This window comes from Vicinamibacteria bacterium (genome assembly GCA_035570235.1).
In the GTDB taxonomy this organism is placed as follows: domain Bacteria; phylum Acidobacteriota; class Vicinamibacteria; order Fen-336; family Fen-336; genus DATMML01.
Genome location: DATMML010000025.1, coordinates 19,606 through 46,021 on the forward strand (window position 1 = coordinate 19,606; position 26,416 = coordinate 46,021).

Annotated in this window: 17 protein-coding genes; 10 read left to right on the top strand and 7 right to left on the bottom strand. The window is 64.7% G+C overall.

The window, feature by feature from the left end; genetic code table 11:
- Positions 1 to 236 precede the first annotated feature (236 nt).
- Positions 237 to 2,447 carry a sulfatase-like hydrolase/transferase gene (locus VN461_04115; protein HXB53944.1) on the top strand — a complete coding sequence of 737 codons (2,211 nt, stop codon included), beginning with the start codon at positions 237 to 239 and terminating at the stop codon, positions 2,445 to 2,447.
- Positions 2,448 to 2,483: 36 nt separating this feature from the next.
- On the opposite strand, the gene VN461_04120 is transcribed toward VN461_04115, so the two are convergent.
- The 3 genes from VN461_04120 to VN461_04130 form a co-directional block, all read right to left on the bottom strand.
- Positions 2,484 to 4,658, bottom strand: coding sequence for a sulfatase-like hydrolase/transferase (locus VN461_04120; GenBank protein HXB53945.1), 2,175 nt, complete (start codon positions 4,656 to 4,658; stop codon positions 2,484 to 2,486).
- A 163-nt stretch (positions 4,659 to 4,821) separates the two neighbouring features.
- Positions 4,822 to 6,852: an ATP-binding protein gene (locus VN461_04125; GenBank protein ID HXB53946.1), complete on the bottom strand. Its 2,031-nt coding sequence runs from the start codon at positions 6,850 to 6,852 to the stop codon at positions 4,822 to 4,824.
- A 1-nt stretch (position 6,853) separates the two neighbouring features.
- Positions 6,854 to 8,107: an ABC transporter substrate-binding protein gene (locus VN461_04130; GenBank protein HXB53947.1), complete on the bottom strand. Its 1,254-nt coding sequence runs from the start codon at positions 8,105 to 8,107 to the stop codon at positions 6,854 to 6,856.
- Between the two features lie 401 nt (positions 8,108 to 8,508).
- Between VN461_04130 and VN461_04135 the strand changes: the two genes are divergently transcribed.
- Positions 8,509 to 9,165 (top strand): hypothetical protein, encoded by a 657-nt coding sequence (locus tag VN461_04135; GenBank protein ID HXB53948.1) that lies wholly within the window; start codon positions 8,509 to 8,511, stop codon positions 9,163 to 9,165.
- A 71-nt stretch (positions 9,166 to 9,236) separates the two neighbouring features.
- On the opposite strand, the gene VN461_04140 is transcribed toward VN461_04135, so the two are convergent.
- Positions 9,237 to 10,307, bottom strand: a complete 1,071-nt coding sequence (locus tag VN461_04140; GenBank protein ID HXB53949.1) for a hypothetical protein — start codon at positions 10,305 to 10,307, stop codon at positions 9,237 to 9,239.
- 342 nt (positions 10,308 to 10,649) lie between these two features.
- Here VN461_04140 and VN461_04145 point away from each other — a divergent pair, with 342 nt between their 5' ends.
- The 5 genes from VN461_04145 (at position 10,650) to VN461_04165 (ending at position 17,347) form a co-directional block, all read left to right on the top strand.
- Positions 10,650 to 11,825: a cellulase family glycosylhydrolase gene (locus VN461_04145; GenBank protein ID HXB53950.1), complete on the top strand. Its 1,176-nt coding sequence runs from the start codon at positions 10,650 to 10,652 to the stop codon at positions 11,823 to 11,825.
- A 78-nt stretch (positions 11,826 to 11,903) separates the two neighbouring features.
- A complete protein-coding gene (locus VN461_04150) occupies positions 11,904 to 13,268 on the top strand; it encodes an amidohydrolase family protein (GenBank protein ID HXB53951.1) in 1,365 nt (454 codons plus the stop codon).
- 149 nt (positions 13,269 to 13,417) lie between these two features.
- The gene (locus VN461_04155) at positions 13,418 to 13,726 is read left to right on the top strand and encodes a hypothetical protein (protein ID HXB53952.1); all 309 of its coding nucleotides are present in this window, start codon (positions 13,418 to 13,420) and stop codon (positions 13,724 to 13,726) included.
- A 192-nt stretch (positions 13,727 to 13,918) separates the two neighbouring features.
- The gene (locus VN461_04160; protein HXB53953.1) at positions 13,919 to 15,031 is read left to right on the top strand and encodes a cobalamin-independent methionine synthase II family protein; all 1,113 of its coding nucleotides are present in this window, start codon (positions 13,919 to 13,921) and stop codon (positions 15,029 to 15,031) included.
- 384 nt (positions 15,032 to 15,415) lie between these two features.
- The gene (locus VN461_04165) at positions 15,416 to 17,347 is read left to right on the top strand and encodes a prolyl oligopeptidase family serine peptidase (GenBank protein HXB53954.1); all 1,932 of its coding nucleotides are present in this window, start codon (positions 15,416 to 15,418) and stop codon (positions 17,345 to 17,347) included.
- A gap of 196 nt (positions 17,348 to 17,543) precedes the next feature.
- Here the strand turns inward: VN461_04165 and VN461_04170 are convergent, their stop codons facing one another.
- Complete coding sequence (locus VN461_04170) at positions 17,544 to 18,761, bottom strand: glycoside hydrolase family 99-like domain-containing protein (protein ID HXB53955.1); 1,218 nt, start codon at positions 18,759 to 18,761, stop codon at positions 17,544 to 17,546.
- A gap of 441 nt (positions 18,762 to 19,202) precedes the next feature.
- On the opposite strand from VN461_04170, the gene VN461_04175 reads away from it, so the two are divergent.
- Together VN461_04175 and VN461_04180 are read left to right on the top strand one after the other, a co-directional pair.
- On the top strand, positions 19,203 to 21,467 hold the full coding sequence (locus VN461_04175) for a S8 family serine peptidase (protein ID HXB53956.1): 2,265 nt from the start codon (positions 19,203 to 19,205) through the stop codon (positions 21,465 to 21,467).
- A 514-nt stretch (positions 21,468 to 21,981) separates the two neighbouring features.
- Complete coding sequence (locus tag VN461_04180; GenBank protein ID HXB53957.1) at positions 21,982 to 23,676, top strand: CehA/McbA family metallohydrolase; 1,695 nt, start codon at positions 21,982 to 21,984, stop codon at positions 23,674 to 23,676.
- Positions 23,677 to 23,824: 148 nt separating this feature from the next.
- Here VN461_04180 and VN461_04185 read toward each other — a convergent pair whose 3' ends face one another.
- Positions 23,825 to 24,337, bottom strand: a complete 513-nt coding sequence (locus VN461_04185; protein ID HXB53958.1) for a hypothetical protein — start codon at positions 24,335 to 24,337, stop codon at positions 23,825 to 23,827.
- 210 nt (positions 24,338 to 24,547) lie between these two features.
- Here VN461_04185 and VN461_04190 point away from each other — a divergent pair, with 210 nt between their 5' ends.
- Positions 24,548 to 25,483: a GntR family transcriptional regulator gene (locus VN461_04190; GenBank protein HXB53959.1), complete on the top strand. Its 936-nt coding sequence runs from the start codon at positions 24,548 to 24,550 to the stop codon at positions 25,481 to 25,483.
- Positions 25,484 to 25,636: 153 nt separating this feature from the next.
- On the opposite strand, the gene VN461_04195 is transcribed toward VN461_04190, so the two are convergent.
- Positions 25,637 to 26,416: UbiA family prenyltransferase (locus tag VN461_04195; GenBank protein HXB53960.1), on the bottom strand; the 780-nt coding region annotated here is incomplete at its 5' end.

Genomic DNA, 26,416 nt, shown 5'->3' on the forward strand with positions numbered 1-26,416 from the left:
CTCCGGGGCCGTTTTATTTTGGCCCCGCCCTCGGCGATGGCAACGGCGGCCATAACCCTGAGAGCGGACCGCAACTCGAGAAAAGTCGTCGATCATCGGGACGGCCAGGCCAGAGGCCTCCCAACCAACAGCGGCTCGAGAGCCGCACCCACACCAGGGGACCGGGGCAGTGGTTGACCGCCCGACCCCGGCCCTGCCTGAAGCGGGCCGTCGGTGTCGCCCTTACAATGCCGATTGTGGGAAAGAGACAAGGGAGTCGGCGGGAGCGGAACCCTCCTCCGACTCCAAAGGCCAGGCGGGCGGTTCCGGCCCGCTCCCTCGGCCTGCTCGCGGTGGTCTTAGCGGCCGCCGCCGGGGCTTGGTTTCTGCGGCCGCTCGCGTCTCCCCATCCCAACCTCCTTCTGGTTACGATCGACACGCTCCGCGCCGATCACGTGGGAGCGTACGGCTATGGTCTCGCCTCCACCCCCGTTCTGGACGGCCTAGCCCGGCGGGGAGCGCGCTTCGAGCATGCGGAGAGCGCGGTGCCTCTGACCGGCCCTTCCCACTCCACGATTCTCACCGGTCTCTACCCGCCCGCTCATGGTGTGCGCGACAACGTCAACTTCGTGCTCGAGCCCCGGCACCCTACCCTCGCCACCCGTCTCAAGGGGCTGGGCTACGGGACGGCTGCATTCGTGGGCGCCTACCCCGTCGCGGCCTCCCTCGGGTTCGCACAGGGCTTCGACGAATTCGAGGAGGGCTTTCACGTGAGCCCGGTCCCCGGCCAGGGGGCGGAGCGCCCCGGCAACGAGGTGGCAGACTCGGTCATAGCATGGCTGGCTAAGAGCGACCGGGCGCGGCCCTTCTTTGTGTGGATGCACCTTTACGACCCCCATGCCCCTTACAAGCCTCCTTCCCCCTACAGCGAAAGATTCCGAGAGCGGCCCTACGATGGCGAGATCGCCTTCGCCGATGCCCAGATCGGCCGGGTCCTTCAAGCCCTCCTCCCGGGGGGCCGAGACAAGAACACGCTCGTCATCGCCGTGGCCGACCATGGCGAGTCCCTCGGGGAACACGGCGAAGCCACGCACGCCGTCCTCATCTACGAGGCCACGCTGCGCATCCCGCTGATCATGGCGGGGCCGGGGGTCCCCGGGGACCGGGTGGTCCACGAACGGGTGGCCACCGTGGACATCGTCCCCACCGCCATGAGCCTTCTGGGCTTCCCGCCTCCTCCCGGTCTTGCCGGGCGGGATCTCCGACCCGCCCTGGCCGGGGAACGCCTACACGTGGAGGCCCTCTATGGCGAGAGCCTGTTCGGACGCTTGAACTGCCGGTGGTCGAGCCTGCGGAGCTGGACCGAGGGCGACTGGAAGCTCATCAACGGAGCCAATCCGGAGCTCTATGACATCGGGCGCGATCCGGACGAGACGCAGGATCGCGCGGCCGAGGAGCGGGTGCGGGTGGACAGAATGCGACAGGCGCTGGGCGCGGCCCTGGCACGGATGGCACCGGCTGGGGACAACGCCCATGCGGTGGCGCTGTCCCCGGAGCAGCAGGAACGTCTGCGTAGTCTGGGCTACGCGGGGGGAGGGTCCGGCGGTTCGGGATCCATCGACGAGCCGGGGCTGCCCGACCCCCGGACCCGCGTTCATCTCTACGAGCGCCTCCAGGGCCTGCTCGCGTCTCCCCCTTCTGCCGCCCCCCAGGCCGCCGACGAGGTGGCGGCTCTGGCCGGCCAGGATCCCGGCAATCCCTTCGCCCAGTTCGCCCTCGCCGCCCTTGCCTACCACGCCGGTCAGCTTGCCCGCGCTGATCACGCTTTCGCGCGCACCCTCGAGCTGGACCCCGACCGGCCGAGCATCCGCCAATACTACGGCCGGCTCTTGCGGGACCGCGAACGGCTGGAGGAGTCGGAGAAGCAGCATCGGATCGCCCTTGAACAGACGACCGAGGACGACCTCAAGACCCGCATCAGCCTGGCGGAGACGCTGATCGCGTTGAAGAAGACGGACGAGGCGGGCCGGCTGCTGGAGGATGTCCTCAAGCGGGCTCCCCGACACCTGGACGCGCTAGGGGCCAAGGGGAGGCTCTTCCTTGCTCTCGGCCGAAGGGAGGAGGCGATCTCCTATTTGAGGCAGGCCTGCTCGGAGGGAGACGAAGAGTCCTGGCTCGAGCTGGCGAGCGCGTACCTTCTCCTCGGTCAGCCCGACAAGGCCCGGGAGGCGGCGGCCCAGACGCTTCGTCAGACCCCGGGACACCCCTGGGCCCAGGTCGTGATCGGTCACTGCCTGATTCTGGAGGGGAGGCGAGCCGAGGGGCTGGCGGTCCTGAAGCGCGCGCTCATGGCAGGCCCACGCCGACCCCGCGTCTGGCACGACCTCGCTCGGGCCTTCGCCGCCGCCGGGGACGCAGGTAAGGCTGCGGAATGCGACCGGCGGGCGGCCGCCCTCATCCAGGGCTAGTCGGCCGGGGGCAGCAGGGGAGGGCGGGTCGCTCCCTCAGAAGCGAAAACGCGGATCAGAGGGAAAACGCGCCTGGGCTCGACCCGCAAAAAGCCGCGCTCCCTCCACGTCGCCCAGGACGCTCAGGGCGTGCACCACCGTCCAGTAGGTTTCAGCGCTCGGCGGCGACTCCGCGGTGACGAGGCTAGCCAGGACGGCCCGGGCTTCGTCGTCACGTCTCTGCGAGCGGTAGAGTGTGGCGAGGCCCACCCGCCCTTCGCGGGTGGCGGGGAGGATCTTGATCTCGGTCCGAAACTCCTGCTCCGCCTCGGCTTCCTTGCCGAGACGAGCCAGGCAGTCTCCGATATTCGCGTGCAGGCTGCGCACGACCGTCCCTTTTTGCCGCTTCTGGATCTCCTCCGCTTTTCGAAAGGAGCCCAGGGCCTCGTCATAATGTCCTGCCTTCTGGGCCAGCACCCCCAGGATGAAGTGACTCATCAGCCGTTGGGGGTCCGCGGCCAGGCTCTGGCGCGCGAGGGCCCCGGCCCCGGCCGGGTCGCCGCGGTCCATCATGAGCTGGGCGGCCACCTCGTAGCCTTCCCCCGGGTCCCGTTGTGCGGCCAGCTCCGCGTGCTTCGACGCCAGAGCCAGGTTGCGCTCGAGGCCGTAGATCTTGGCCAGCATGAGATGGATCTGCGGGTTCAGGGAATCGATGGCCAGGCCTTCGCGCAAGGCGGCCAGCCCTTCCTGCGTGCGGCCCGCCCGTACCAGGGTGAATCCCAGCATCTCCCAGGCGTCGAGCATCCGTGGGTTCCCCTCCAGGACGCGACGGAATAGCGCGATCGCCTCCTGGTCCTTGCCGGCCTGCCGCAAAGAAAGGGCGCGCTTGAGGTCTTCGTGAGCCGCGATCCGGTCCTTGGGGTCGGGTAGTCTAGCCGCGGGTGTGGCGACCGCGCTTCCGCCCAGGTAGCCCAGGGCCTGCAGCTTCTCCCGGACCTCGGCCGTGGCCTCCTCCGGAGCCGTGACGTCACCGATCCGGTGCTCCAGCCATTGGGCCAGGGTGCTTCCCCTCGACGCCTGCGAATCGACGAGGTTGTGCTTCTCGCCGGGGTCGGTCTCGAGATCGAACAGCTCGGGGTGGGGGGCCCGGATGTACCGATGCCGGCCCTCGGTCACCGCGTAGAGGTCGCTCCACCCAAGGTGGTAGCGGGGGTAAAGCGTCTCCGAGTAAACCGGTCGCCCCTCCGCCGCCCCCCGCCGGAGGGCCGGACGCAGGGACACCCCGTCCAGGCCGTCGGTGGGCAGGCCGGCGAGGTCGAGGAGGGTAGCCGCCAGGTCCACCCCCCCCACGGTGCCCGCGATCCGCGTCCCGCCCTGGGTGGCCCCCGGCAGCCGCAGAATCATGGGGACGTGGAGGGCTTCACGATAGAGAAGCAAGCCATGCTCGTCCTCACCGTGGTCCTTGAGTCCTTCGCCGTGATCGGAGACCACGGCTAGAACGGCCTGCTGCAGCCGTCCCTGCCCTTGCAGGCGATCCAGGAACCGACCGACCAGCTCGTCGGCGTAGGCCACGGCTCCGTCGTAGGGTTGGGCCAGGCCGCGGTAGCGGTCGGGTGGAGCGCAGGGTGCGTGGGGCTCGTACAAGTGGAGGAAGGCAAAGAAACGGCGGCTGCCCTGGCTCTCGATCCAGCGCGCCAACGCCTCCACCGCGATCGCCCCGTCACGCCGCAGGTCGGCCAAGGATTCGGGAGCCCCCTCGACCTCCAAGGCGTCCTCGTAAAAGTCAAAGCCTTGGGCGATGCCCGTCGGCGAGCGGAGAACAAAGGCCGAGACCGCCGCCCCCGTGCTCCACCCCGCGGCCTTGAAACGGGCGGCCAGGGTCCGGTGCGTTGGGCGTAACGTGAAGCCAAGGTTGTCGCGGACGCCGTGGTGAGGGGGGAGCAGGCCGGTAAATAGGGAGGCGTGAGAGGGAAGGGTGAGGGGACAGTGGCTGTAGGCGGCGTCAAATACCACTGACTCCCGCCCCAGACCCTCCAGGCGGGGCGTGCTCCCCTGTCGGTAGCCGTAGAGCGAAAGGTGGTCGGCCCGGAGGGTGTCGATGGAAACGAGGACAACGGGAGCGTTCGGGTAAGGGCCGACGGCAGACGAGGTGCAGCCCGCGACAGCACTCGTCAGGAGGGCGAGGGCGGGAACGAAACGGCGGGAGGCGGGGGCTCCCCGAACTCGGGACACGCACGAATCCTACTCAACGGCCGCGGAGAGCTGCAAGGCGGTCACCTTCATGAAAACGCCCAGAAGGCTACCGGCTACGGCAAGGAATGCGAACGGCCGGCGGCAAGGGGAAGGGCACGACCCGACGGGGGCGCCTTCGTATTGCGGAGGGGCCTTTTCCGTCTCAGCGGCCAGGCCCGCTCCCAGCGTCAGGCGCGACGGGCAGCAAGATCTCGACGGTTGTGCCCGCGTTGAGCTGGCTCCGGACCCGGATCTCTCCGCCGTGGTCTTCGACAATCTGACGGGCAATGGCAAGACCCAGACCCGTCCCCTTGGCTTTGGTCGTGTAGTACGGCTCGAAGATCCGCTCGACGTCCTCCATCCCCAGCCCCTCGTCTGCCACCGAGAGCGTGATGAAGGCGGAGCCATCGGGATGTGCGGTGGCGAGGGTCAGGGCTCCGCCCCGACCCTCCATAGCCTCGATGGCGTTGTTGACTACGTTGAGCAGGACCCTCTTGAGTTGCTCGCGATCCGCCTCCACCGCGGGAAGGCGCGGCGCCAAGTGCCGGTGGATGACGACGCCCGCGATCGTCGCTTGCTCGAAGGGCCGGAGCACGTCCTCGACGAGCAGGTTGAGGTCCTCCCTTCGCTGCTCCCTCCTGGGAAGCCTGCTGAATCGGCTGAACTCCGAGATCAGGCCCTTGAGGTCCTGAACCGCGGTCAAGATCATCTCGATGGCGGAGGGGAAAAGCTCGTCGAACTTTTTCCGGTCGGCGGCATAAGCGGAGCGCAGGGTCTGGGCCGCGAGGCCGACGGGGGTCAGCGGATTTTTTATCTCGTGGATCACCCGCTCTACGGCCTCTTTCCAGGCTTCAAGTCTCTGACTGGCAAGGAGTTGTGTGAGATCATCGAAGACCACGACCGTCCCCGCACTGGTCCCGCCAACCTCCGGCAACGCTGAGGCCACGACGGACAGCGTCCGCCGGCCCGGCGCCAACCGCAGGTGCACTTGGCCTTTCTTGACCGCGGCCTCGCCCCGGCGGACCGCGTCCACGAGGGCCAAGAGCCCTTCGTCGCGAGGGGAGAGGACCTCCGCCAGGGCGTGGCCCTCGGCGGCGGCTCGGGGAATGGACAAGATTTCGCAAGCCCGGTCATTGAATGTGGTGATTCTGCCCCCGCCGTCGAGTGACACCACGCCCGTTGCCACATGCGAGATAACCGTCTCCAGGTGATTCTTCAAATCCCGGAGCTTCTGCTCCGAAGCTAGGAGGGCTTGCGTGCGCTCCTGGACCATTCCCTCGAGGTTTCGGCTGTAGCCCTCGATGTTCTGCTTCGAGATCGAGAGGTCGGTCACCATCGTGTTGAAGGCTTCCGCCATGCTTCCGATCTCGTCGCGGGAACCGGCGACAAGCCGCATTTCAAGCTGACCCTTGCTGGCCTGGCTCATAGCGAGCTGTACTCGGTGAAGGGGGGCGATCACTATCCGGGAGAGCAGGAAATTGAGTAGAAGGAGCAGAACGAGAAGCGTGGTCCCGACCAGGCCCCAGAAGAGAGTGCTGGTGCGAGATTCGCTTTGCCGGTCGGCGGCGAGTGAAAACAGGACGTCGAGACGTCCGAAGGAATCACCCCCCGCCTGGAGCTCAGCTTGGTGCCTCAGCACGATCTCCCCTTTCCAGGGCATCTCCTGAAAAGCCTCCCTCGGTCGCAATGGGGTGTCGAGGGGCGGGAGCTTGGAGCTCACAACGGCCAGATCGGCCATAAGCGGGCGACCGCCGGCCCCCACCACCGTCCCGCGTCCGTTCTTCCCTACCAACAAGATGGTGTCGTTCGGAACCTGCCCCTTGCCGTTTGGGTCCTGACCCAGCAGGTCCTGTTGAACACGCCAATCGCCCGTGGCGGCCAGGCCGATGGCTCCGCTCTGGATCTGTACCCAGAGGATCTCGGGCTGGCGCGCGAAATCCGCCATGTCCGCGGCCAGGGAGTGCTGGTTCTCACTGAGAACGTCGTAGATCAAATCCCGCGTGTACTTCTCCCGCAGGACGGACAGAAGCTTTTGGTCACGACTCATTAGGCGGGCGCGTTGCTGGCGCTGGAAGGGCACGAATACCAACAGAAAGACAATCATGATGCCGCTGACGGCGGCCGTGAGCGTCAAGGCGACCTTCCAGTTCAGGCTGAGGTCTCGCAGGCCCGTCGCTGGCCGATCCGTGCTCACCTTAGTGGGCCCCCAGCCACTCGTAGGGCCGAACTTCGTACTCGTGGACTCCCGGGACGACTTCCGAGATCGCAACGCCTCGGGAGACGTCCCCGTGTTCATCGAATCGTATCGATCCCGTCTTCCCGATGAAGGCCACCCTGGACAGGGCGTCACGGAGACGCACCCTCGTCACGGCAAGGCCCGAGCGAAGCTGATCATCGGTGAGAGGACCAAGCGCCGAGAGCGCGGCGGCGATGGCCTGAACCGCGTCGTAGGCCAACGGAGCTCGGCAGCCATCAGCCTCCTCGCCATAGCGGGCACGGTAGGCTTCCAGAAAGGCGGGGAGTGGAAAACAGTGATTGACGTAGTACGCGGGGGTCGCCGGCCCACCCCTCTTGAAGAGGAGCTGGCTTGACCAGGCGTCGCCTCCCAACAGGGTCGCCCGTATCCCTGACCGCCGGGCCTGCATGGCCACCAGGGTCGCATCCGTGAAGGACCCCGGTACGAACAAGGCGTCGGCTCCGAAGGCCTCTACCTCTCGCAGCTGACTTCCAAAATCGATCTCCAGGGGCAAGTACGAGAACTCCGCCGTCACCCTGGAGGTCTTGGAGTCTTGGAAGTGCTCAATGAAGCTCTTGGCGAGCTTGGCGCTGTAGGTTCGGCCCACCTCGTACATCACCGCAACCCGAGTCGCGCGCAGACGCTCCTTCACAAACTCGGCCAGCAAGCGACCGAGAACAACATCTGAATTGCAGACCCTGAACACGAAGCGATGGCTCGCCCCCGTGACGGGGTCCCAGGTGAGGTCTTGAGCCGTCGAAACATTGGAGACCTGAACCAGGCGGTCGGCCTCCGCCACCTCCGCCATGGCCTTCGACAGCGAGCTGGCATTGGAGCCGACCATCGCCAAGGCCCCCGAACGCGACACCGCGTCTTCCGCCGCGAAGCGGGCATCCAGGAAATAGCTGCCCGTTCGGTACTCGAGGAGCTTGAGGCGCCTACCGCGCATCCCGCCCCGGCGGTTAAGGTCGTCCACGGCCATCCTGGCGCCCCTCTGAGACTGGATTCCCGACAGCGCAAACCGCCCGAAAGTCGGAAAAATCGACGCGATGGGAAGAGTTCCATCGAAGCGGACATCGGATGGTGCCTCGACCAGAGGTTGGACGGTGTCTCTGGAATCGAGAGCTTTCGACGGGGGGAGGACGTCCCGAGAACACGAGCTTGCGATCGGAAGGGCCAGGATGAAGGCGATCCTTGGAAGATCTCGGGTCATGGTGCGTCGAGTCCCTGCGTGGAGCGGCTCCGAGCCGCTAGCCTCGCTTCGGCTGATCTCGCCTCGGACAGCCGCCCCAGCCGAACACGCGTGCCCCGGGTAGCGCCCTTCTACAATCCTAATCCAAAGCGAGGGGCCTTCTTCCCCAGGTGCCGTTGGAGCATGGCCTAAGCTTCGGGCCGTGACCTATCTCTCTGATCCAGAGGGGATTAGGCAGGATCGCCCGGAGCGGCCGCGAGCTTCCCGGCCTCGGCTTGCGACGCTTTTCCTCCTTGCCTGACAGGTCGCGGGGAGTTAGCGTGTGCTTGGCCCTGAGGGAGCGAGCCATGTAGTCAGCCGGCCATTCTCTTTCTCGTCGCTCGCGTTCGGGTACTTTGGCTTTGTAGCAATAAGGAGGTCCCGTGGCCAACGAAGTCCAGATCAAGAAGCTGATCCTTGTCCCCTCCGTGATCACGCTCGCCGTTACCTTGCTCCGCCTGGCCGGAGAACTGATGCACTGGTCACCGACCCTGTTCAACACGCAGGCGGGGGGCGGGGGAGCCATTGTCGGCATCGCCTGGCTGGTGCTGGTCTTTGGGGCTTACTTCGGGTGGAAACTGGCGAACGCGGGTCAGGGCCCGGCTGCGGTGGGGCCGGCCATCCTCTATTCCATCGTCGGCTTCGCCCTCGTGCCAGCCCTGGGTTTCGGGGCGGTCAAGCTCGGCCTGCCCGCGCAGGGGTTCGCGGCTTTCGGAACCTTCCTCGTTCTTTCCCTTATAGGTGCGGTCGTGGCCTACCGCGCTTGGCCGGCTCTGGGGCAGACCCTACTGGCCTACGGCCTGGCGGCCCGCATTCCCGTGACGATCGTCATGCTCTTCGCCATCCTTGGAAACTGGGGAACCCACTACGACGTGTCCCCGCCGGATCTCCGCGACATGAACCCCATCGCCAAGTGGTTCCTCATCGGAGTCCTGCCCCAGCTCACGATCTGGATCTGGTTCACGATCGCAGGGGGGGCTGTCTTGGGGACGCTCGCGGTGGCCGTGACCGGCCGCGGGCGCCGTCCGGCCACGGCCTAGACCCTGTACCGCCGCGGTGACCCAGATGCGGCAGGGTCCCAAGGCGCGCCGAGAGGAGGAGTTCTTCTCAGCTAGCTTCCGTTGCCGGCCCTCGCGAAGTCTCCTTCCATTCCGGTCTTCAGACGCTGGAGGTCGGCTGCCATCTGGTCGCGGAGCTTCGCGATCACCTTGCCGCGGATGTTGAGGAGGCCCCCGCTAGGCAGGTCGTCGAAGAGGCAGCGACGCAGCAGAAGCAGGTAGGTTTTCGCCGGGTGGACTCCCTTGTCGGCCACCAATATCAGGACCTCGAGCCCTCCTTCGAAATAGTGGTCCGCGTATATCTGCTTCGCGCCGACGACGGTCAGCTCGGGGGTCTCCGGCGGCGTGTACACCACGAGGTGCGTGATGCTCACGATCGGCTTCAGCCCTTGCATCTGATCGGTCGACCAGAACAGGATCTCGGTGATGCCGGGTGGTTTGGCACTCGGACACTGCTTTAGGTACTCGTGGAAGGCGGGGACGTAGTCGTACAAGTAAGGGGATTCCGCGAGCAGGCTGGCAAACGCCTCGCTCGCGGAGACCTCTCCAGTGTCGTTATAAACGACCATCGCCGCGTTGCCCAGGGTCCGATAGGAGGTGACGTAGTCGAGCATGCCCTGGCGCGCCATCCTCGAGAGCTGATCTTCTGCGCCCGGCCGGGACAGATCGATCTCGCGCCGCACACGCGTGATCAGGGATGCCGGAAGTTTCACCTGGCAGTCGCGAAGCTTGCAGTGCTTGAGTTCCTGGGCGTCGTCATGACTTACCGCGAACTCCGCCACGTCGGAGGCGGCGGGCGGGTCACTGAAAATCCCGAGCCGCGTGCGTCCGGGAGCGCGCAGCGACGTCGGAAAATCCACCAGCCGCTTCACGCAAAAGGTCTTGGGCGCGTCTACGCGCGCCAGCCCGAAAAGGGCAACCTCGCGCTTGTTCGGCGCGTCGAGCACCTTCACCACACCGTGTCCGCCTTCCACCGCCGCGAGCTGAGCAGGCTGAAAGGCGATTCGGTTCTGAAGAAAGTGTGTCAGCTCGGAACGCATCCCCTGCGCGCTTGCTCCCCAGCCGCCGAAAAGGACGAGGCCGGCGAATGGGACCAGAAGACCTCGGGACACACCGTAACGCATCGAATGGCCTCCTCCGGGAGGGCGGTTGCGCTCTCCGCGGTGCCGCTAGGGCCCCATGATAGAGCCGTCAGCCATGGTACGGGAAACGCCTATCGCTCTGAGTCCACCTCGCCCGCCCTCGGGGGTGAGGGCGGGGCACAGGGTACGGCGGGCCTCGCTTACGAGGTCAAGTTCCGGCTGTGGGGGCGACTGCGCGCCGGTCCGTACCCCTGCCGCCGTTGGCGAGAGTGCTGCCTCGGGTACAATCGCAACTAGGGCTCGGCCCGCTTCCAGTGTGGTAGCCCAAGCATGGCCGCGTGCTTTGGCGACGCGAGGCACGGGGTCCGTCGAAGGGAGAGGCCGGTGAGCGAGGGGCTGCTGGCGGTGGAGGCCCAAGGGGGCCCGAGACAGGGAGCACGCCTGGAATGGCTCCTCGATCGCGGTCGAGAGCTGAATGCCCTCCTTGTCCTGGCTGCGTTGATGACCCTCTCTGTTCCCGGCAGCCTGCCCGCGGCAGAGAGCCACCCCACGGCGTTTTCCGTCCGGCGAGGCACCAACATCTCCCACTGGCTTTCCCAGAGCAAGCGCCGGGGCGAGGAGCGGCGGCAGTGGTTCGGTAGCGACGACGTGAAGCGACTCGCCGCGCTTGGCTTCGATCACCTGCGGATACCGGTGGACGAGGAGCAACTCTGGGACGAGCAGGGCCGGCCGGATGCCGAGAGCTTCGCTCTGCTGGACGGCGCCTTGGACGCGTGTCGCCAAAACGGCCTCCGCGCGATCGTGGACCTCCACATCGTCCGCTCACACCATTTCAACGAGAAGGTGAGGCCGCTGTGGACGGAACCAGCGGCCCAAGAGCGGTTTCTCGCCTGCTGGCGGGACCTCTCCTCGCGTCTTCGTACGCGGTCTGTCAGCGACGTGGCCTACGAGCCGATGAACGAGCCCGTGGCGGACGACCCCGAGCTCTGGAACCGTCTGGTCGGGCGAGTCATCAAGCAGGTTCGCGAGGCTGAGCCGACGCGCGTCATCGTCGTCGGCTCGAACCGCTGGCAATCCGTGGACACGTTCGCGGACCTGCGCGTCCCGAGCGGCGACCCCAACATCCTTCCCAGCTTCCATTTCTACACTCCGATGGCCCTCACGCACCGCGGGGCGAGCTGGACGAAGGTCGGCGAGTACAAAGGACCCGTTCGCTACCCCGGCCGCACCGTGGACGAAGAGAACCTCGCCGGCCTCGCCCCCGACCTCGCGCGTGCTCTCCGCGGCGACACGCGGCCCTTCGACAAGGACGAAATGGAGCGTCGACTGGCTGGACCTCTGGCCTTGGCTAAGAAGAGCGGCCTCCGGCTCTACTGCGGGGAGTGGGGCTGCCTGCCCTCCGTCCCGCGGTCGGACCGGCTCCGATGGTACGCCGACCTCCGAGCGGTTCTGGAAGGCCACGACATCGGCTGGGCGACCTGGGACTACAAGGGTGGCTTCGGGATCGTGGACAAGGACGGGCTCGAGGACAGAGGTCTGATCGACACCCTCCTCAAGTGAGGCTTGAGGTGGTGCTCAGCAGATGGTCCCGACCGCAGCGGTCGAGAGTGAACGCCGCGGTGAACAAGAAGATGGTGTGTGTTAGCCTCCGTGGCCATGGCTGTGAATCTCAGAGCGGCTTTCCTCATTGCCCTGGCGATCTTCACACTCGCCCTCAAGCCCGGTGAAAGCGCCGACCGCAAGCCCACCCTGGCTCTAGTCGGCGGGCAGGTCATCGACGGCTACGAGGGCCCACCCATCCACAAAGGCACGGTACTGATCGCGGGCGACCACATTCTCGCCGTGGGGCCGCAGAGCGAGGTGCCGGTCCCAGCCGGCACGCCCGTGATCGATACCGACGGGATGAGTGTGCTACCCGGCCTGATGGATATGCACGTCCACCTGATGATCGTGGGCCACGCCGACTACGAGCACTGGGACAAGACCTACATGTCAAGGTTCCGTGACCTGATCATGCCCATCGCGGCCAAACAACTTCTTATGAGTGGTGTGACCACCGCCCGGGAGTTGGGAGCACCGCTCGAAGATATCCTGGACGTGAAAGCCCGGATCGAGAAGGGCGATATCCCCGGCCCACGCCTCTACGTGGCCGGTCCATTCATCCAGCGGGCGCCGTATGCCGAGTACGAGAAAACCTTCCGCTGGGGAGTGAACGGTGCCGACGATGCCCGGGCCAAGGTTCAGAAGCTCGTGGACGCCGGGGTGGACGTCATCAAGCTCATTGACCAGGACCAGCTCACGGACGACGAGGTGGCGGCCGTCGTGGAGACGGCGCACAAGGGAGGCAAGCCGGTCGTGGCTCACGCCCACCGCGAAGAGGAGATCCGCATGGGGCTCCGCCACGGCGTCGACTGCTTCGAGCACACCGGTCTGGCCACGGAGCCTGGATACCCCGAGGACATCCTCGCCGCAATCCGGAAGCGCAACAACACCCTCTACTGGTGCCCGACGATCGAGGGCCTGTTCCTCGCCGACTACACGGCGCGGACCTTCCCCGAGCGGCTCGACGACCCGGCGTGGCAGAGGGATCTACCGAAAGAGATCGCGGCGGACATTCGCCGCTCACTGCAAAATCCGACCTCCCTCGACTACTTCACCCTGACCTTTCGCCGCCTGCCCACCCTCGCCAACAAGTTCCGCCAACTCCGGGAGGCCGGGGTCACCCTCCTCGTGGGGACCGACAGCGGCATACCCGCGAACTTCCACACCGACTCTACCTGGCGTGAGCTGTATACCTGGGTCCAGCTGGGGATGACGCCCATGCAGGCCATCGCGGGCGCGACGCGCTGGCCGGCGCGGTTCCTGAAGAAGGAGAAGGAACTGGGCACACTGGCCGCTGGCCGGTTTGCCGACGTGATTGCGGTACGAGGAGACGTGCTCACGCACGTCGACCTTCTGCAGAGAGTGGATGTCGTGGTCAAGAATGGAGTGAGGGTTAAGTGAATTCCGCGGCCTCCGCGCCGCGGGGCAGTGCTCATGAAGGGGCTGTTGGCCTCTTGGTGGGCAGCTTAGGCGCCGGAGACGCTGAGCCTCGGCGGTACCCTCGAAGGGGGCCCCCGGTATCGTTGTCTCGGTGACGGACGGCAGTCCGGTTGAACTCCATGACGAGAGAGTTGGCGGCAGCGATCGTCACCTGGCTGGGGGGCTTCCTCATCCTTTCCCTGATCGTTGCTCTCAAGCGCCGGGCCCGTCGCCATGGTGGGGCGGCAAGAGCCGGGGTTGTGGGAGCTATCTATGAGTGGCAGAACCAGGACAAACAGAGAGCCCTTGACGTCATCGTTGAAGGCAGGGCTGCGGAAACGCGACCCGAGTATGCGGAGGGCAACCTGCCGGAGTTGGAATCGCCGAAAGGCAAGAAATCTAACGCCTCGCCCACCCCCAAGGAACCGTCTGAACCGTGAGGGAGGAGAATCAACGGTGGGATGGGGAAACACCAACAAGGGGCCGTTCAGGGCAACGATGGCCTGCCGGGCAAGCCAGTGCCGCGTTCGGATAGCATCAGGGGTCGAAGGCGCGAGCTGGATCAGCGTCCACGAACCGCCTTCCCTCGTGTCGGTTGAAGCAATGGCGCGGAGCCCTCTCCCACGCCCGCCATGCTAAGCGCACACACCGATGTCGTCGGTAGCCTGCTTCGTCCGCCGGAGTTGCTTGCCGCTCAGGAGCAATTGGCGGGCGGGGCGCTCACCCCGGGCGCTTTCAAAGCGATCGAGGACCGGGCGGTGGACGAGGCGGTCGCCCTCCAGGAGCAGGCCGGCCTTGGAATCGTCACCGACGGCGAGATGCGCCGACAGTCCTTTCAGAGCCAGATGACAGCGGCCGTAGAAGGGTTCGGGGAGCATACCCTCGATGCATTTCTCTGGGGAAGCTGGCGTGGAGGACGGGAAGCGGGGGATCGGAGTCAGCCCCGGCCCTTGAACCTGGGGGTGGTGTCGAAACTCCAGCGCAAGAGGCATCTTGCCGCGGAGGAGTTCACGTACCTGCGGGCCCGGACCCGGCTCACCGCGAAAGTCACGCTCCCAAGCCCGAGCCTGTGGGTGAACTTCTGGTCAGCCAAGAGCTCTCCCCAGGCGTATCCAACGCTCGAATCCTTCCTCGCGGACGTGGTCCGGATCCTTTGCGAGGAAGTGGAGGAGCTGACCCGCCTGGGGGCGAAATACATCCAGATCGATGCCCCGCACTACGGTCTGCTCATCGATCCCCGGACTCGGGCCTTCTACGAGAAACAGGCGGGAGGGATGGCGTTGTGGCTGGAGAAGGCAATCGAGGCGGACAACGCGGTGATCGCCGCCGCCCCATCGGACACCACCTTCGGCCTTCACGTCTGCCGCGGCAACCAGGGGAGCCGCTGGCTCGCCGAAGGCGGTTATGAGCCGGTGGCGGCCACGCTATTTCCCAAGACCCGTGCCCACAGGCTGCTTCTCGAGTACGACGATGCCCGCTCCGGCTCCTTTGAGCCCCTCCGCCACGTGCCCGAAGACAAGGTGGTGGTCCTCGGGCTCGTCACCACGAAGACGCCGCGCCTGGAAAGCCGTGAGGCGCTTAAGGGCCGGATCCAGGAGGCAAGCCGATATGTTTCCCTCGAGCGTTTGGCTTTGAGCCCGCAGTGTGGGTTTGCCTCCTCGATCGTCGGCAACCGCCTCTCCGTCGACGACGAGAGGCGCAAGCTTCGACTACTCACAGATCTGGGCCGTGAGATTTGGAGGTGACCGATCATCGAGGCGGAGGCGCGTTGTTCCCCGCCGCTACATAAGTGGAGGTCGCTAGGGAGCCAGCTTCTAGCCATCCCGCTGACTCAGAGGAGCTTGCGACCTGCAAGCTCCGTGATCGCGTCCACGGTTCTGCGGCAGAGCACCTCGGCCGCCCGCTCTCGAGCGTCCTTAAGGCCGCGCAGATGGACAAGCAGGGATTTCCAGCCGTATGTCCGTCAACTAGTTGTCGAGGGTGCCATTCATCGATATGGATTAGGCATCGTGGTAAGGCGTCGACTTTAGAAAGCGCTTTGCTATGATTTCCATCGTTCACCCAACCCCGGCGGAAGGGGTGGGGTTGCCCTTATCAACTCTTCTGTTCGCACGCCCTAGGAGGCCGCGATGAGCGCCACTCTGTTCCGTCCCCGCCTCCCCCAGGCGGCCCTTTTCCTTGCCGCGGCCGTTGCCGGCGGTACTGCCGCCGCTGCGCCCAGGCCGTCAAAGCTCTACACAATCGAGCAGTTCATGGCCACGACCGCGGTGAGCGGGGCGTCGTTCTCTCCTGATGAGACGAAGCTCCTTTTCTCTTCAAATGGGACTGGCATCTTTAACGCTTTCGTCGTTCCGTTGAAGGGTGGAGAAGCAAAACCGGTCACCACCTCGACGACCGACACAACCCTGGCCGTCTCCTACTTTCCTAAAGACGAGCGGATCCTTTTCACGCGCGACCAGGGTGGCAACGAATTGAATCATCTCTACGTGCTGGAGGTGAACGGCAAGGAGAGGGACCTGACGCCCGGGGGAAAGCTAAAGGCGCAGTTCGCGGGATGGACCCGTGAAGGCGACGCTTTCTACGTAGCCACGAACGAGCGGGATCCCCGATTCTTCGACATCTACCGCTACGATGCAGCATCCTACGCCCGCGAGCTTCTCTACCAGAATGAGGCGGGGTTCTTTCCTGGACCCGTCTCCAACGATGGCAAGTGGCTCGCTCTCACCAAGGTCATAACCACCGCGGACAGTGACATCTACCTGTGGAACGCGAAGAGCAAGGAGATCCTGCACATTACCCCCCACCAAGGCGAAGCGAGTTACACGCCGGAGGCTTTCGATCCAGCGTCTCAAGCTCTCTACTACTCGACGAACGACGGGGGTGAGTTTGCGCGTATCCGTCGCTACGCTTTGGTCACGGCCCAGCACGAAGAAGTCGAGCGGGCAGATTGGGACATCGTGAGCACGTCCTTCTCGCACGACGGAAAGTACCGCGTCACGGCGATCAACGAGGATGGCCGCACGGTGATCAAGGTCCGGGAAACCAAGACCGGCTCTGAAGTAGCGATGCCGAAGCTTCCCGCCGCTGACCTGACGTCAATCGTGATTTCGCGTAGCGAGGCAAGGATGGCCTTCTACGTGAACGGCGACCGCTCGCCGAGCAACCTCTACGTGTATGCCTTCGGCGAGGCGAGCCCGCATCGGCTCACGGACTCCCTCACCAAGGAGATCGATCCGGAGGACCTCGTAGAGTCGGACGTCGTCCGCTTCAAGTCGTTCGACGGTATGCAAATTCCGAACGTACTCTGGAAGCCCCAACAAGCGACGCCGGAGGCAAAGGCCCCCGCCCTCATCTGGGTCCACGGGGGGCCGGGGGGCCAGACCCGGAAGGGCTATAGCGCTCTCATCCAGTATCTGGTGAACCATGGCTACGTCGTACTGGGCATCAACAACCGGGGCAGCTCCGGCTATGGGCAAAGCTTCTTCACCGCGGACGACCAGAAGCACGGGCACGAGCCCCTCTGGGACTGCGTCGAAGCCAAGAAATATCTGGCCGCCCAGCCCTATGTGGACAAGGGCCGGATCGGCATCATCGGGGGCAGCTACGGTGGCTATATGGTTCTGGCTGGGCTGTCCCTTCAGCCCGATGTCTTCGATGTGGGTGTGGATCTCTTCGGGATCTCGAACTGGGTGAGGACGCTCGAGAGCATCCCGTCCTGGTGGGAGGCGCAGCGTGTCGCGCTTTACAAAGAGATTGGCGATCCCGTCAAACAGAGGGACATGCTGCTCGAGATTTCACCCCTCTTCCACGCCGATAAGATCAAGAAGCCCCTGATCGTTCTGCAAGGCGCGAATGACCCCCGCGTGATCAAGCCGGAATCGGACGACATCGTGGCCGCGGTCAAGAAGAACGGCGTGCCCGTCGAATATGTGGTCTTCCCTGACGAAGGGCACGGTTTCACGAAGAAGAAGAACCAGATCGAGGGCTATCGTGCCATCCTCACGTTCCTGGATCGGCACCTCAAGAGTGCAGGCGGGAAGGCGGCTGCCGCCGAGAAATAAGGATGGGATTTCCAGAAAGCCTGGTTTCGGCGCGCGCAGCGCGACTCGTGCACATGGGCTCCTGAGCTTGATGCCTCCTCGATAGCCGGACCCGTTTCGCGCCCCGGGTCGGGGGTCAGACGTGCGCTGGAGCATTGTCCCTGGCATCCGCCAGCCTCGCCTGCGATCCCCGGGAAAGCGGCCATCCCACCACGCCCTAGCGGCCGGTCTTCTCGCGCAGGATATCCAAGTAACGGCTCCCATACCCTTCGTAGCGATATCCCTGCGTGTAGATGGCTCCCGAGCGACTCTGATCCACGGCGGTGGCGGGCGCCAAGGCCACGGGCTCGATCGCGGTGTCCTCGCTCCATTCATTCCACGACGTGACCAGCATCATGGGGAGGCGGGGATCGATGAGGGGGAGCGCAAACCGATCGAGCCATTCGGCGAAGAATGTTCCTTCGCCGGCACCGGGGGCCCATTCGCGCGGGACTGCATAATGGTCGGCCTCGAGGCGCAGGCCGCGGTCGTTGTAGCCGGGAAGCGCAAGGGGGATGATCGGCTTCTCCGGAACCGCTTGGCGGTAGCGCCCGTAGAGCGCGAGGGCGTCGATGAGAAGCCGGCTCGAGGCCCCGTAGCCGGCATCCGCGGTCCGCGACGAGTCGTAGAGGTTATAGGTGGTGATGGCGTCCAGGGCCGCGATGCGAGGGCGCTGGGGCTCGTCGGTGGCCCCGGTGCCGTCGACCCTCGCCACGCTCCAGAATATCTCGTCGCCGATAACGAAGGGGTCAATCCCGAGTTGGGCCATGCGCGCTCGGAAGCGTGACATAGCCTCCAGAAACCGTCCGGTCGCGGTTCGGGTCACGTAGAGGATGATCACCGGCCGGCCTGCGACGCGCAGGTACCTCGGATGGGCGAAGTACCGGGAGGCAATCTCGTCCATGTCGGCGAGGAAGCGCTCGACGGTGCCGCCGTCAAAGACGGTCAGGCCGGACGACGGGTTGTAGCCGAGATCCCAGAGCTCGTAGAAGATGCAGAAATGGAGGTCGCCGATGTTGCGCGCGGAGAGGACGGCCTCGTCGATGAGGGCATTGCGCTCGGGGGCGCTTGGCCACCAGTCGAGGGTGAAGAAGTCGACGCCGGATGCCGCGGCCCACGCGATGTGCTGCTCGACGACCGTGGAAGACGACGAGGAGTACTCGCCCAACTGCGGCTTCTGGCCGGGGCGGAGCCGCGCCCGGAGGTAGTTCCCGCCGTCGAAGCGCGCGGGAAACCAGAGGTAGTAGTGAGCGCCCACGAGGACCTCGGAGCGGGGCGTCGTGGCCTGTGGGCGGAGGCTCTCCTGGCACGCGCAGAGCTGAAGGAGGGAGCAGAGCGCGACGGTACTTGCGACTGACGGGCGTCCCCAGCGGACCGACGAGCGGTGTTCGTCCATGGGTTCCCTGGGGGGCAAGAGCCGGGCCAGGGCCGATGGGTTGGGGCATGTGCACGGGAGCAGGGTCCGGAGGACCATCTAGAGTCAAAGAGAGCAAGGGCTTGCCGAGCGGACCGACCCGCGCACGAGCGGTGGCCGAACGGCGTCCACGGGGCTTCGCGTTCGGGCGAGCGCGTTCGATGCTGGTAACAGCCCTTCGATTTCCAGACAGTATTCGAGTGGCTAAGGGGGCCTGGCCAGAGGCCGAGGCTGCTGACTGTTCGAGGCAGCGGATCAAGGCCTTGCTCGGAGGGTCGCCGTGCTACTTCCACGCGGGCCCTTACAATCTGTTGGATCTGATTCTATGTTGACAGCTGCCGGCACGGGGAGTAGCGTCGCTTGAAATCAGCACCATCCCTAAAGGAGCCACACATGGCGAGACTCGCTCGTAGGCCAGCTTCCTTGCTGGCCGGCCTCCTGCTCTTTGCCCCTGGTCTGGCCTCGGCCGCACCTGCTGTGCTCGGTAGCGGACTCCAGCAACTCGTCTCGGCCTGGGAGAACTTTGACCCGCGCTTGAGCATTGTCCTCGAGCACCACCTGAAGTCCCCGGCCGGCGACCCGCTGGTCAAGTTGCACCTCGCGGAGGGCGTCAAGCTCGATCATGTCCTGCCGAAGCTATCGAGTTTCGGCTTCCGCCTCGTCGCGCAGAGCGTGATCAACCCTCGACTGATCGAGGGTTACCTACCACTCGCGTCGGCGCGCGCGGCGGCCGGCGTGGAGGGGATCCTCTCCGCCCACGCGGTGCAGCGTCCCCACCGAAACGTCGGGCTGGTAACGAGTCAGGCCGTGGCGGTCGAGAAGGCCGACAAGGCTCAGGCGCGCGGCTTCGATGGGACCGGTATCCGCCTCGGGGCGCTATCCGACAGCTTCGACGCGTGTGCGGATTGCACAACGCACGCGGCGGACGACGAGGCGAGTGGCGATCTGCCCCCGACCGTCACCGTGCTCCAGGAGATAGATCCAGCGAACGGCCCCGGAGCCGACGAAGGACGCGCCATGCTCCAACTCGTGCATGACATCGCGCCCGGAGCCCAACTCGGATTCGCCTCCGCATTCAACGGCGAAGTGTCATTCGCCAACAACATCATCGCGCTGCGAAAGCAGTTCCACGCCGACGTCATCGTGGATGATGTCTTCTACCTCGACGAGCCAATGTATTCCGATGGAATTATCGCGCAGGCAGTAGATACGGTCAGTGCGGACGGCGCTGCCTACTACTCCTCGGGCGGCAACAACGGACTCGAGGCCTTCGAAGCGGTGTACAGGCCGCTTTCCTTCGCGCGAGCGAAAGCCGTGGTTGCAGCGGGCACGGAGAACGTGAAGCTCGACCAGATACCAGCCAACATCCGTCCACAGACCATCCACAACTTCGCGCGTGGCGGCGATGACGGCGATGAAAGGCCCGCCCGCATCACTCAGCGGATCAGCACGGACGGGGTCAACCAGCTCAGCTTCCAGTGGGATGAGCCGTTTTTTCTAGGGAAGGTGAAGACCGACTTCAACATCTACGTCTTTGACATGAACGGGAACTGGATGGACCCCGCAAGTCCTGCGTTTCCCGGGTTCTACACCACCGACGACAACACGAAGACCGACGCGCCCTTTGAGTTCATCGTTCTCGCGCCTTTCCCAGGCGAGATCCATGGTGGCGCCGCCGTGAGCGACTACCAGCTCGTCATCGGCAACGTGAACGGGGGCCCGGCCACGCACGTCAAATACATCGTGGCGAACGGCCTGGCGGTGAGCCAACGGCAGTCCGCTCCCTCCAACTTCGGCCATGCGACCGCGAACGGTGGGCAGGCGGTGGCGGCCATGTATTACGCCATTCCGCAGTTCCCCGAGGACTTTAGTTCTCCCGGGCCGACGACGATCTATCTCGATGCGCAGGGCAACCGCCTCGAGGAGCCAGAGATTCGCCGTACGCCACAGATCACCGCCGCGGATGGCGTCGACACGACGTTCTTCGGATTCGACTCCGACGGCAACGGGTTCCCCAACTTCTTCGGTACCAGCGCCGCCGCGCCCGATGCGGCCGCGGTAGCCGCACTGGTGCTCCAGGCCGGAGGTGGCCCGGGCAGCCTGAGTCCGCACCGTGTCTACGAGACGCTACAGCGCACCGCGACGCCGCTTCCGACGCCCAACGATCGCTCGCGGAGCGTGGCGCACGCCGGCCCGGTGGTCTTCACGGCGACGCATGACTGGACTCGCTGGAGCCGGTATTTCGGGCTAGCCGTGGGGTCGGACACCTCGCATACCGTGCAGTCGGTGTCGTTCGACACCTCGGGCATCGGGCTCAGTTGGAGCGCCAACCCGAATCGGTTCAATATCGGCGAGGCGAACGGAATATCGCCGGGCGACGTTTCGTTCTCCCGGACCGCGACGACCTTCACGCTCAACTTCGCCCCGGGCAAGTTTGGAGCGGGTGCATCCATCCGGTACGGCATGTCGGTCTTCGCTCCCATCGAAGGGTCCACCGAGGAGGATCCAGACCGCTTCCGCGGCATGACAGTGACGGTGACGTTGGATGACGGCTCGAAGCACACCTCGACCGTCTCGGCCGGGGAAAAGGAGCGGCTCAACCGCTTCACGGGCCACGGGCTGGTCAACGCCGATGCCGCGACGCAGGCCGTGCGGAGCGGTCACGACGAAGGAGAGCACGACCACTGAGTCGGGCGACGCAAGCAGGGCGCCAGGTCTGAGGGGGTCCGGCCGTGCCTCTTGGGCTAGGTTCTCGGTTCGTGGAATGCCGGCAGCCGTCTACTAACTGTGCTGCGCTCGCCGCGTTAGGTCGTGCCGCTAACGCTGCGGGATATGGGCCACCGTCTGACGCGGAAGCCGGAACAGAGTTGGGGCGTTTCCGGCTGTGATCATCGCGCTAAGTTACTGAGTGCGTGACGGCTCGGGACAGAATGGAACCGCCAACACTCGAGTCTTCGTCCTATTCGGCGACCAGAATGAGGAGACGAGAAGCGATGCTAGGGCATCATCTTCGCGAGTTGCGGAGATTCCTCAAACATCCCTGTTGACCGATGTTTTGCCTGTTGCTTGACAGCTGGTATCCTCTGCTCCTCTGTCGTTGCTAAGAAGCGACCTCCCCCCGGGAAGAGGACCGACCGTTAGTATTCAAGACTCAGGCAGCGCTCCTCACGCTGGGCGCGTTCCTCACTGGCGGCGATGGATCGTGGCTGCGATCGTTGCCACGGGTGCTCTGTTGTTCTTCCAGGCCTTCCTCTGGCGCCCCCTCTCTCTTTCTGGAGAGTTTCCCGCGGGCCATCTGCTGACGATCGCCGGCGCTGTCCATGTCCACACGACCCTTTCCGACGGCGGAGGCACCCCTCAAGAGGTCATTGAGGCTGCCCGCGCGGCCCGGCTCTCATTCGTGGTCCTCACGGATCACGATAACCTGGACGCAAAGCCCCTCGAGGGGTACCGCGACGGCCTGCTCGTTATCGTAGGCACGGAGGTTTCCACGACCGCCGGGCACCTGCTCGGTCTGGGAATTCCAGACCCCGCGTTCCGATTCTCCGGGGACGCGCTTGACAGCCTCGAGGACATTCGTGACCTAGGTGGAGTCTCGTTTGCCGCTCATCCCTTGAGCCCCAGGAGGTCTTTCCAATGGACGGGATGGGACCTGCCCGGCCCTTGGGGCCTTGAACTCTTGAATGGCGACAGCCAATGGCGTGAAGCGAGCCCGTGGACTCTCTTCCAGACGGCCGCTCTCTACGGTCTGAACTCCCGCTACGCGCTTCTCGCGGGCCTCGCGGCGCCAGACGCGACGCTGCGCCGTTGGGACTCACTGCTGGAGCAGCGTGATGTTCCGGGAATCGCTGGAGCGGACGCTCACAGCCGTATCGTGATGGGAAGAGGCAACGTTCTCCGCTTCCCATCGTACGAGTCCAGCCTCAGCGTGGCTAAGAACCATGTATTGCTTGATTCCTCCTTGACGGGTGATCAGCGGCGGGATGCCCGCACCATCATTCGAGCCCTCGCGCAAGGGCGGTCTTACATCGGGCTTGATGCCTTGGCTCCTGCTGACAATTTCTACTTCGTGGGCGTGAGTGGAGGAGAGCGCTGGGAAATGGGCGATACCGCCCCGGCCGGTGCTCGCCCAGCGCTGGAGGCGGGGGGGGCGCTACCAAAGGGGACGCGCGTACGCCTTCTGAGGGACGGCACGACCGCTATCGAGGCCGAGGGGCACGTCTTCCTCCCGTCTGCTCTTCCCGGTGTCTACCGCGTGGAGTGTCGAGTGCCGGGCTGGCCCATTCCCTGGATCTTGTCCAACCCAATCTACGTGTTTGACGAGGTCCAGAAAGCATCGCGACAACGCCGGGCGGCCTGGCCACCTAGCCCCGGCCCCCCGCCGAAGGTGACCGTCCTCGACTCCTTCGAGGGCCAAACCGTCTTTGAAGGCGCCTCTGATTCTTTGTCGCGCTTGAGTCTGCCGATTCTGGATTCACATGGGGGGGTGGGTGGCGGCGGCGCTGCGCGCATGGAATTTCATCTGGGGGTACCACAGCCGGGGCACCCACACACTTTCTGCGCGATCGTAAACAGGGGGAGGCGAGACCTATCGGGGAAGAGCGGCATAACGTTCTGGATCCGCGCCGATGGCGTCTACCGTCTATGGGTCCAGGTTCGCGACGAAAACCCAGCGTCGACGGATGATGGGACGGAATGGTGGTTCGCATCGGTACGGACATCGCCTGAGTGGCGTCACGTGGCCGTCCCATTTGGGCGTTTCCGCTCGATCGACAAGCATAGCGACGGACGACTCGACCTCGACAAAGTTCGCGCAATCGTCTTTGTCTTGGACAAGGGAGCTGTGAAGGTGGGCACCACGGGCACGATCTGGCTCGACGACGTTGGCTTTTTCTGAGACCCGGGGCTAGGGGTGAGTTGGAGACTCCAGTCAGATCTGACGGACCAGTTCCCCTCGCTTGTCTGCAGAGATCCGAGCTGGGGCTCGAAGGCCGCGTCCATTCTAACCGTCGCCTGTGAGCCTCGTTGCGATAGGGCCTACGCCCTCACCGACCGTTCGAGTCTTTACCGTCTTGCCGAGCGCACGACAGGAGGTCAGTAACTACCTCCGGATCCTGGAGTTGAACCGCTAGGCGCTGCCTCACGCTGGGCGGGTCGTCGACGACGTCCTCAAATCGCTCCGCAGCGACCAGCCGCAACTCGAGGTGGCTGGCGTCCGATAGCGCGTATTCGAGGTATGACCAGTCGTCTTCCAGATTCAACTTGAGTTCACGGGCACTCAAGAAGCCGACATTGTCGATTCGCGTCGCAATAGCGCGATAATGGCTGGGCGCACTGCTTCCTCCTGAAAACCGGATGTAGTACTGCCTGCCATCGAAGTCCATGAGTGTGATCAGGCTTGACGTCGGATCATCTACTGAGGTGCACGCCCAGGTACCTAGAAGGTTCGACTCGATGAACCCGTCCTCGGCCTCCCCAAGTGGGTGTGTGAAGCCCGTGATACAAGCGCTCAAAGCAAGAGACACGCCCATGAACAACAATCGAGCCCGCCAGTACATACACTCCTCCTCTACGGAGCACCTAATCGGTCTGCCGATCATCGATGCTTACTCGCCCACTAATACGCCATAACCCGAGCCGCAGTTCGCCCATGTGTGACACTCCTTGGAGCGTCCCAATGACCGGCGAACATCTCGGTCGGCGCGGTGTTTTGGGCTCGTGGGGCGCCCGGCGCTATAGCGGCTGGAAATTACGGCATAATCCCGTCGATGGACATCGTTCTGCGGAAAAACGTTGGCGTCCCCTTGAGCGAGCAAATAACGGCGCAGATCGAGCTTAAGATCCTTGCTGGAGATCTCAAGGCGGGTGAGCGCCTTCCCAGCGTTCGTGCCCATGCGCGGCGACTGAAAGTCCACTCGAACACGGTCTCTGCTGCATACCGGCTGCTTGAAGACCGGGGCCTATTGGAAATGCGCCGCGGGTCCGGCGTTTTTGTCCACCTCCCGGGCCCCCGGAAAGTCCAGGACGCTCGAAGCCTCGACGAGATGATTCGTCTAGGACTATACATTGCACTCCAACGTCATTCGGGAGCCGAAGTGCGCGCCGCCGTCTTGCGATGGCTGGCTGGTACACCGCCGTCTCGCGTCGTCGTCGTTGATCCAGCGCCCGAAATGGGAGAGTTGCTTGCCCGTGAACTCTCAGGTGCCCTCAGGATTCGGGCGAGTGCGTGCTCTGTTGCTGAGCTGGAAGAACATCCGGAACTGCTCGGGGGCGCCCTGGGCGTCGCGCTGCCGTATCACCTTGAAAGGGTCCGGAAATTGGTACCTGGCGCACCCGTCGAGAGCGTTTCCTTGGAGGTCTCCGCTAAGGACCGCCAGGCGATTCTCGAGCTGCCTGCAGGAGCCATCATCTTGCTCGTATCGCATTCGCCCGACGTCTTGCACTTGGCCCCTGGCTTTGTCGCGAGTCTAAGGGGTGACGAACTCTTGTTGGAGACACGGCTCGTGAGGGCGAGCCGCGAGTGGAAGCGACTGCTGGCGGCGGCGGACTTCGTGTTCGCCGACGTGATCGCCTTCTCCAAAGTAGAGCGAGTGCGCTCGCGGCGGCTGCGGGAAGTTCGCTTCTTGGCTGAATCGTCCGTGGACCACCTACGGTCATCCCTCAGCGTCGTGGTGCCGAGCCCACGCGGCAGTTCACGACGCTAGTCCCAGCCCTAGCCTCGGATATCGCGATGGGATGGCGATTAAGCCTTTGAGGCGTCGAAGGCGCAGTGAAGTGTGTGACTGCGCGGGACTTCGAGTGGAACCCCGCCTGGGGAGCGTTCGCAACTGACGTCTCCGTGCTGTCCTCGAGGATGATCACTCGGAGAATCCCGGTGCGGGTGGTTTCACCTGCCGGCGAGAGGTCAGGTTCGATCCGGCCGACGAGCCGGGCGCCATCAAAACGGCCACCAGCATGGCCACTCCGATAGTCGCATAGATCGCGCGATAGCGCGCTTGCAGCCGGCGCATGCCCTCGAAGCTGAGGCCGTCGGAAACGGCTTTCAGCGACCAATAGAGGTGCAGGGGACAGAGAAGGGCGAGGCTCGCGAGCCAGCCCGGGATGATGGCACTGGCGGCGAGCAAGGCCAGTTGAGCGTAGGAAAGGATGAAGAGGAGGAGGCCGGCAATGAAAGTCGGCGTCTTCCCGAAGCGTACGGCGTTGGTCTTGATCCCATTGCGAACGTCGCCGTCGAAATCTCGCACTTCCTGATTGAGGTGCCCGGCTGCGAACACCAAGCCGAAGAAGAGAGCGAGACGCACGCTAGGCCCGTTGATGACCCCGAAGACCGAGAAGCCGAGCAGGAAATGGAGAATGCCCCCACCGAGGTGGAGGATCGAGCCGAGGATAGGGACGCCCTTACCCGGCGACCGCGGTCGAGAGTAAACAAAGCTGAGGACGGCGATGGAGGTGGCGAGCACCAGCGGTGGCTCCCCGAGCAAGCTGAACAGTGCGAGGCTGAGAGCGAGCAAGGCGATCCACAACCACCGAATTGCACTGCGACTGATGCCTTTAGTCGCAAAGACACCTGCGACTCTGCTGGGATCGTTGAGGTCGGTGTCGGCCCCCGCCCAGTCGTTGAGCACAAAGATGTGCGC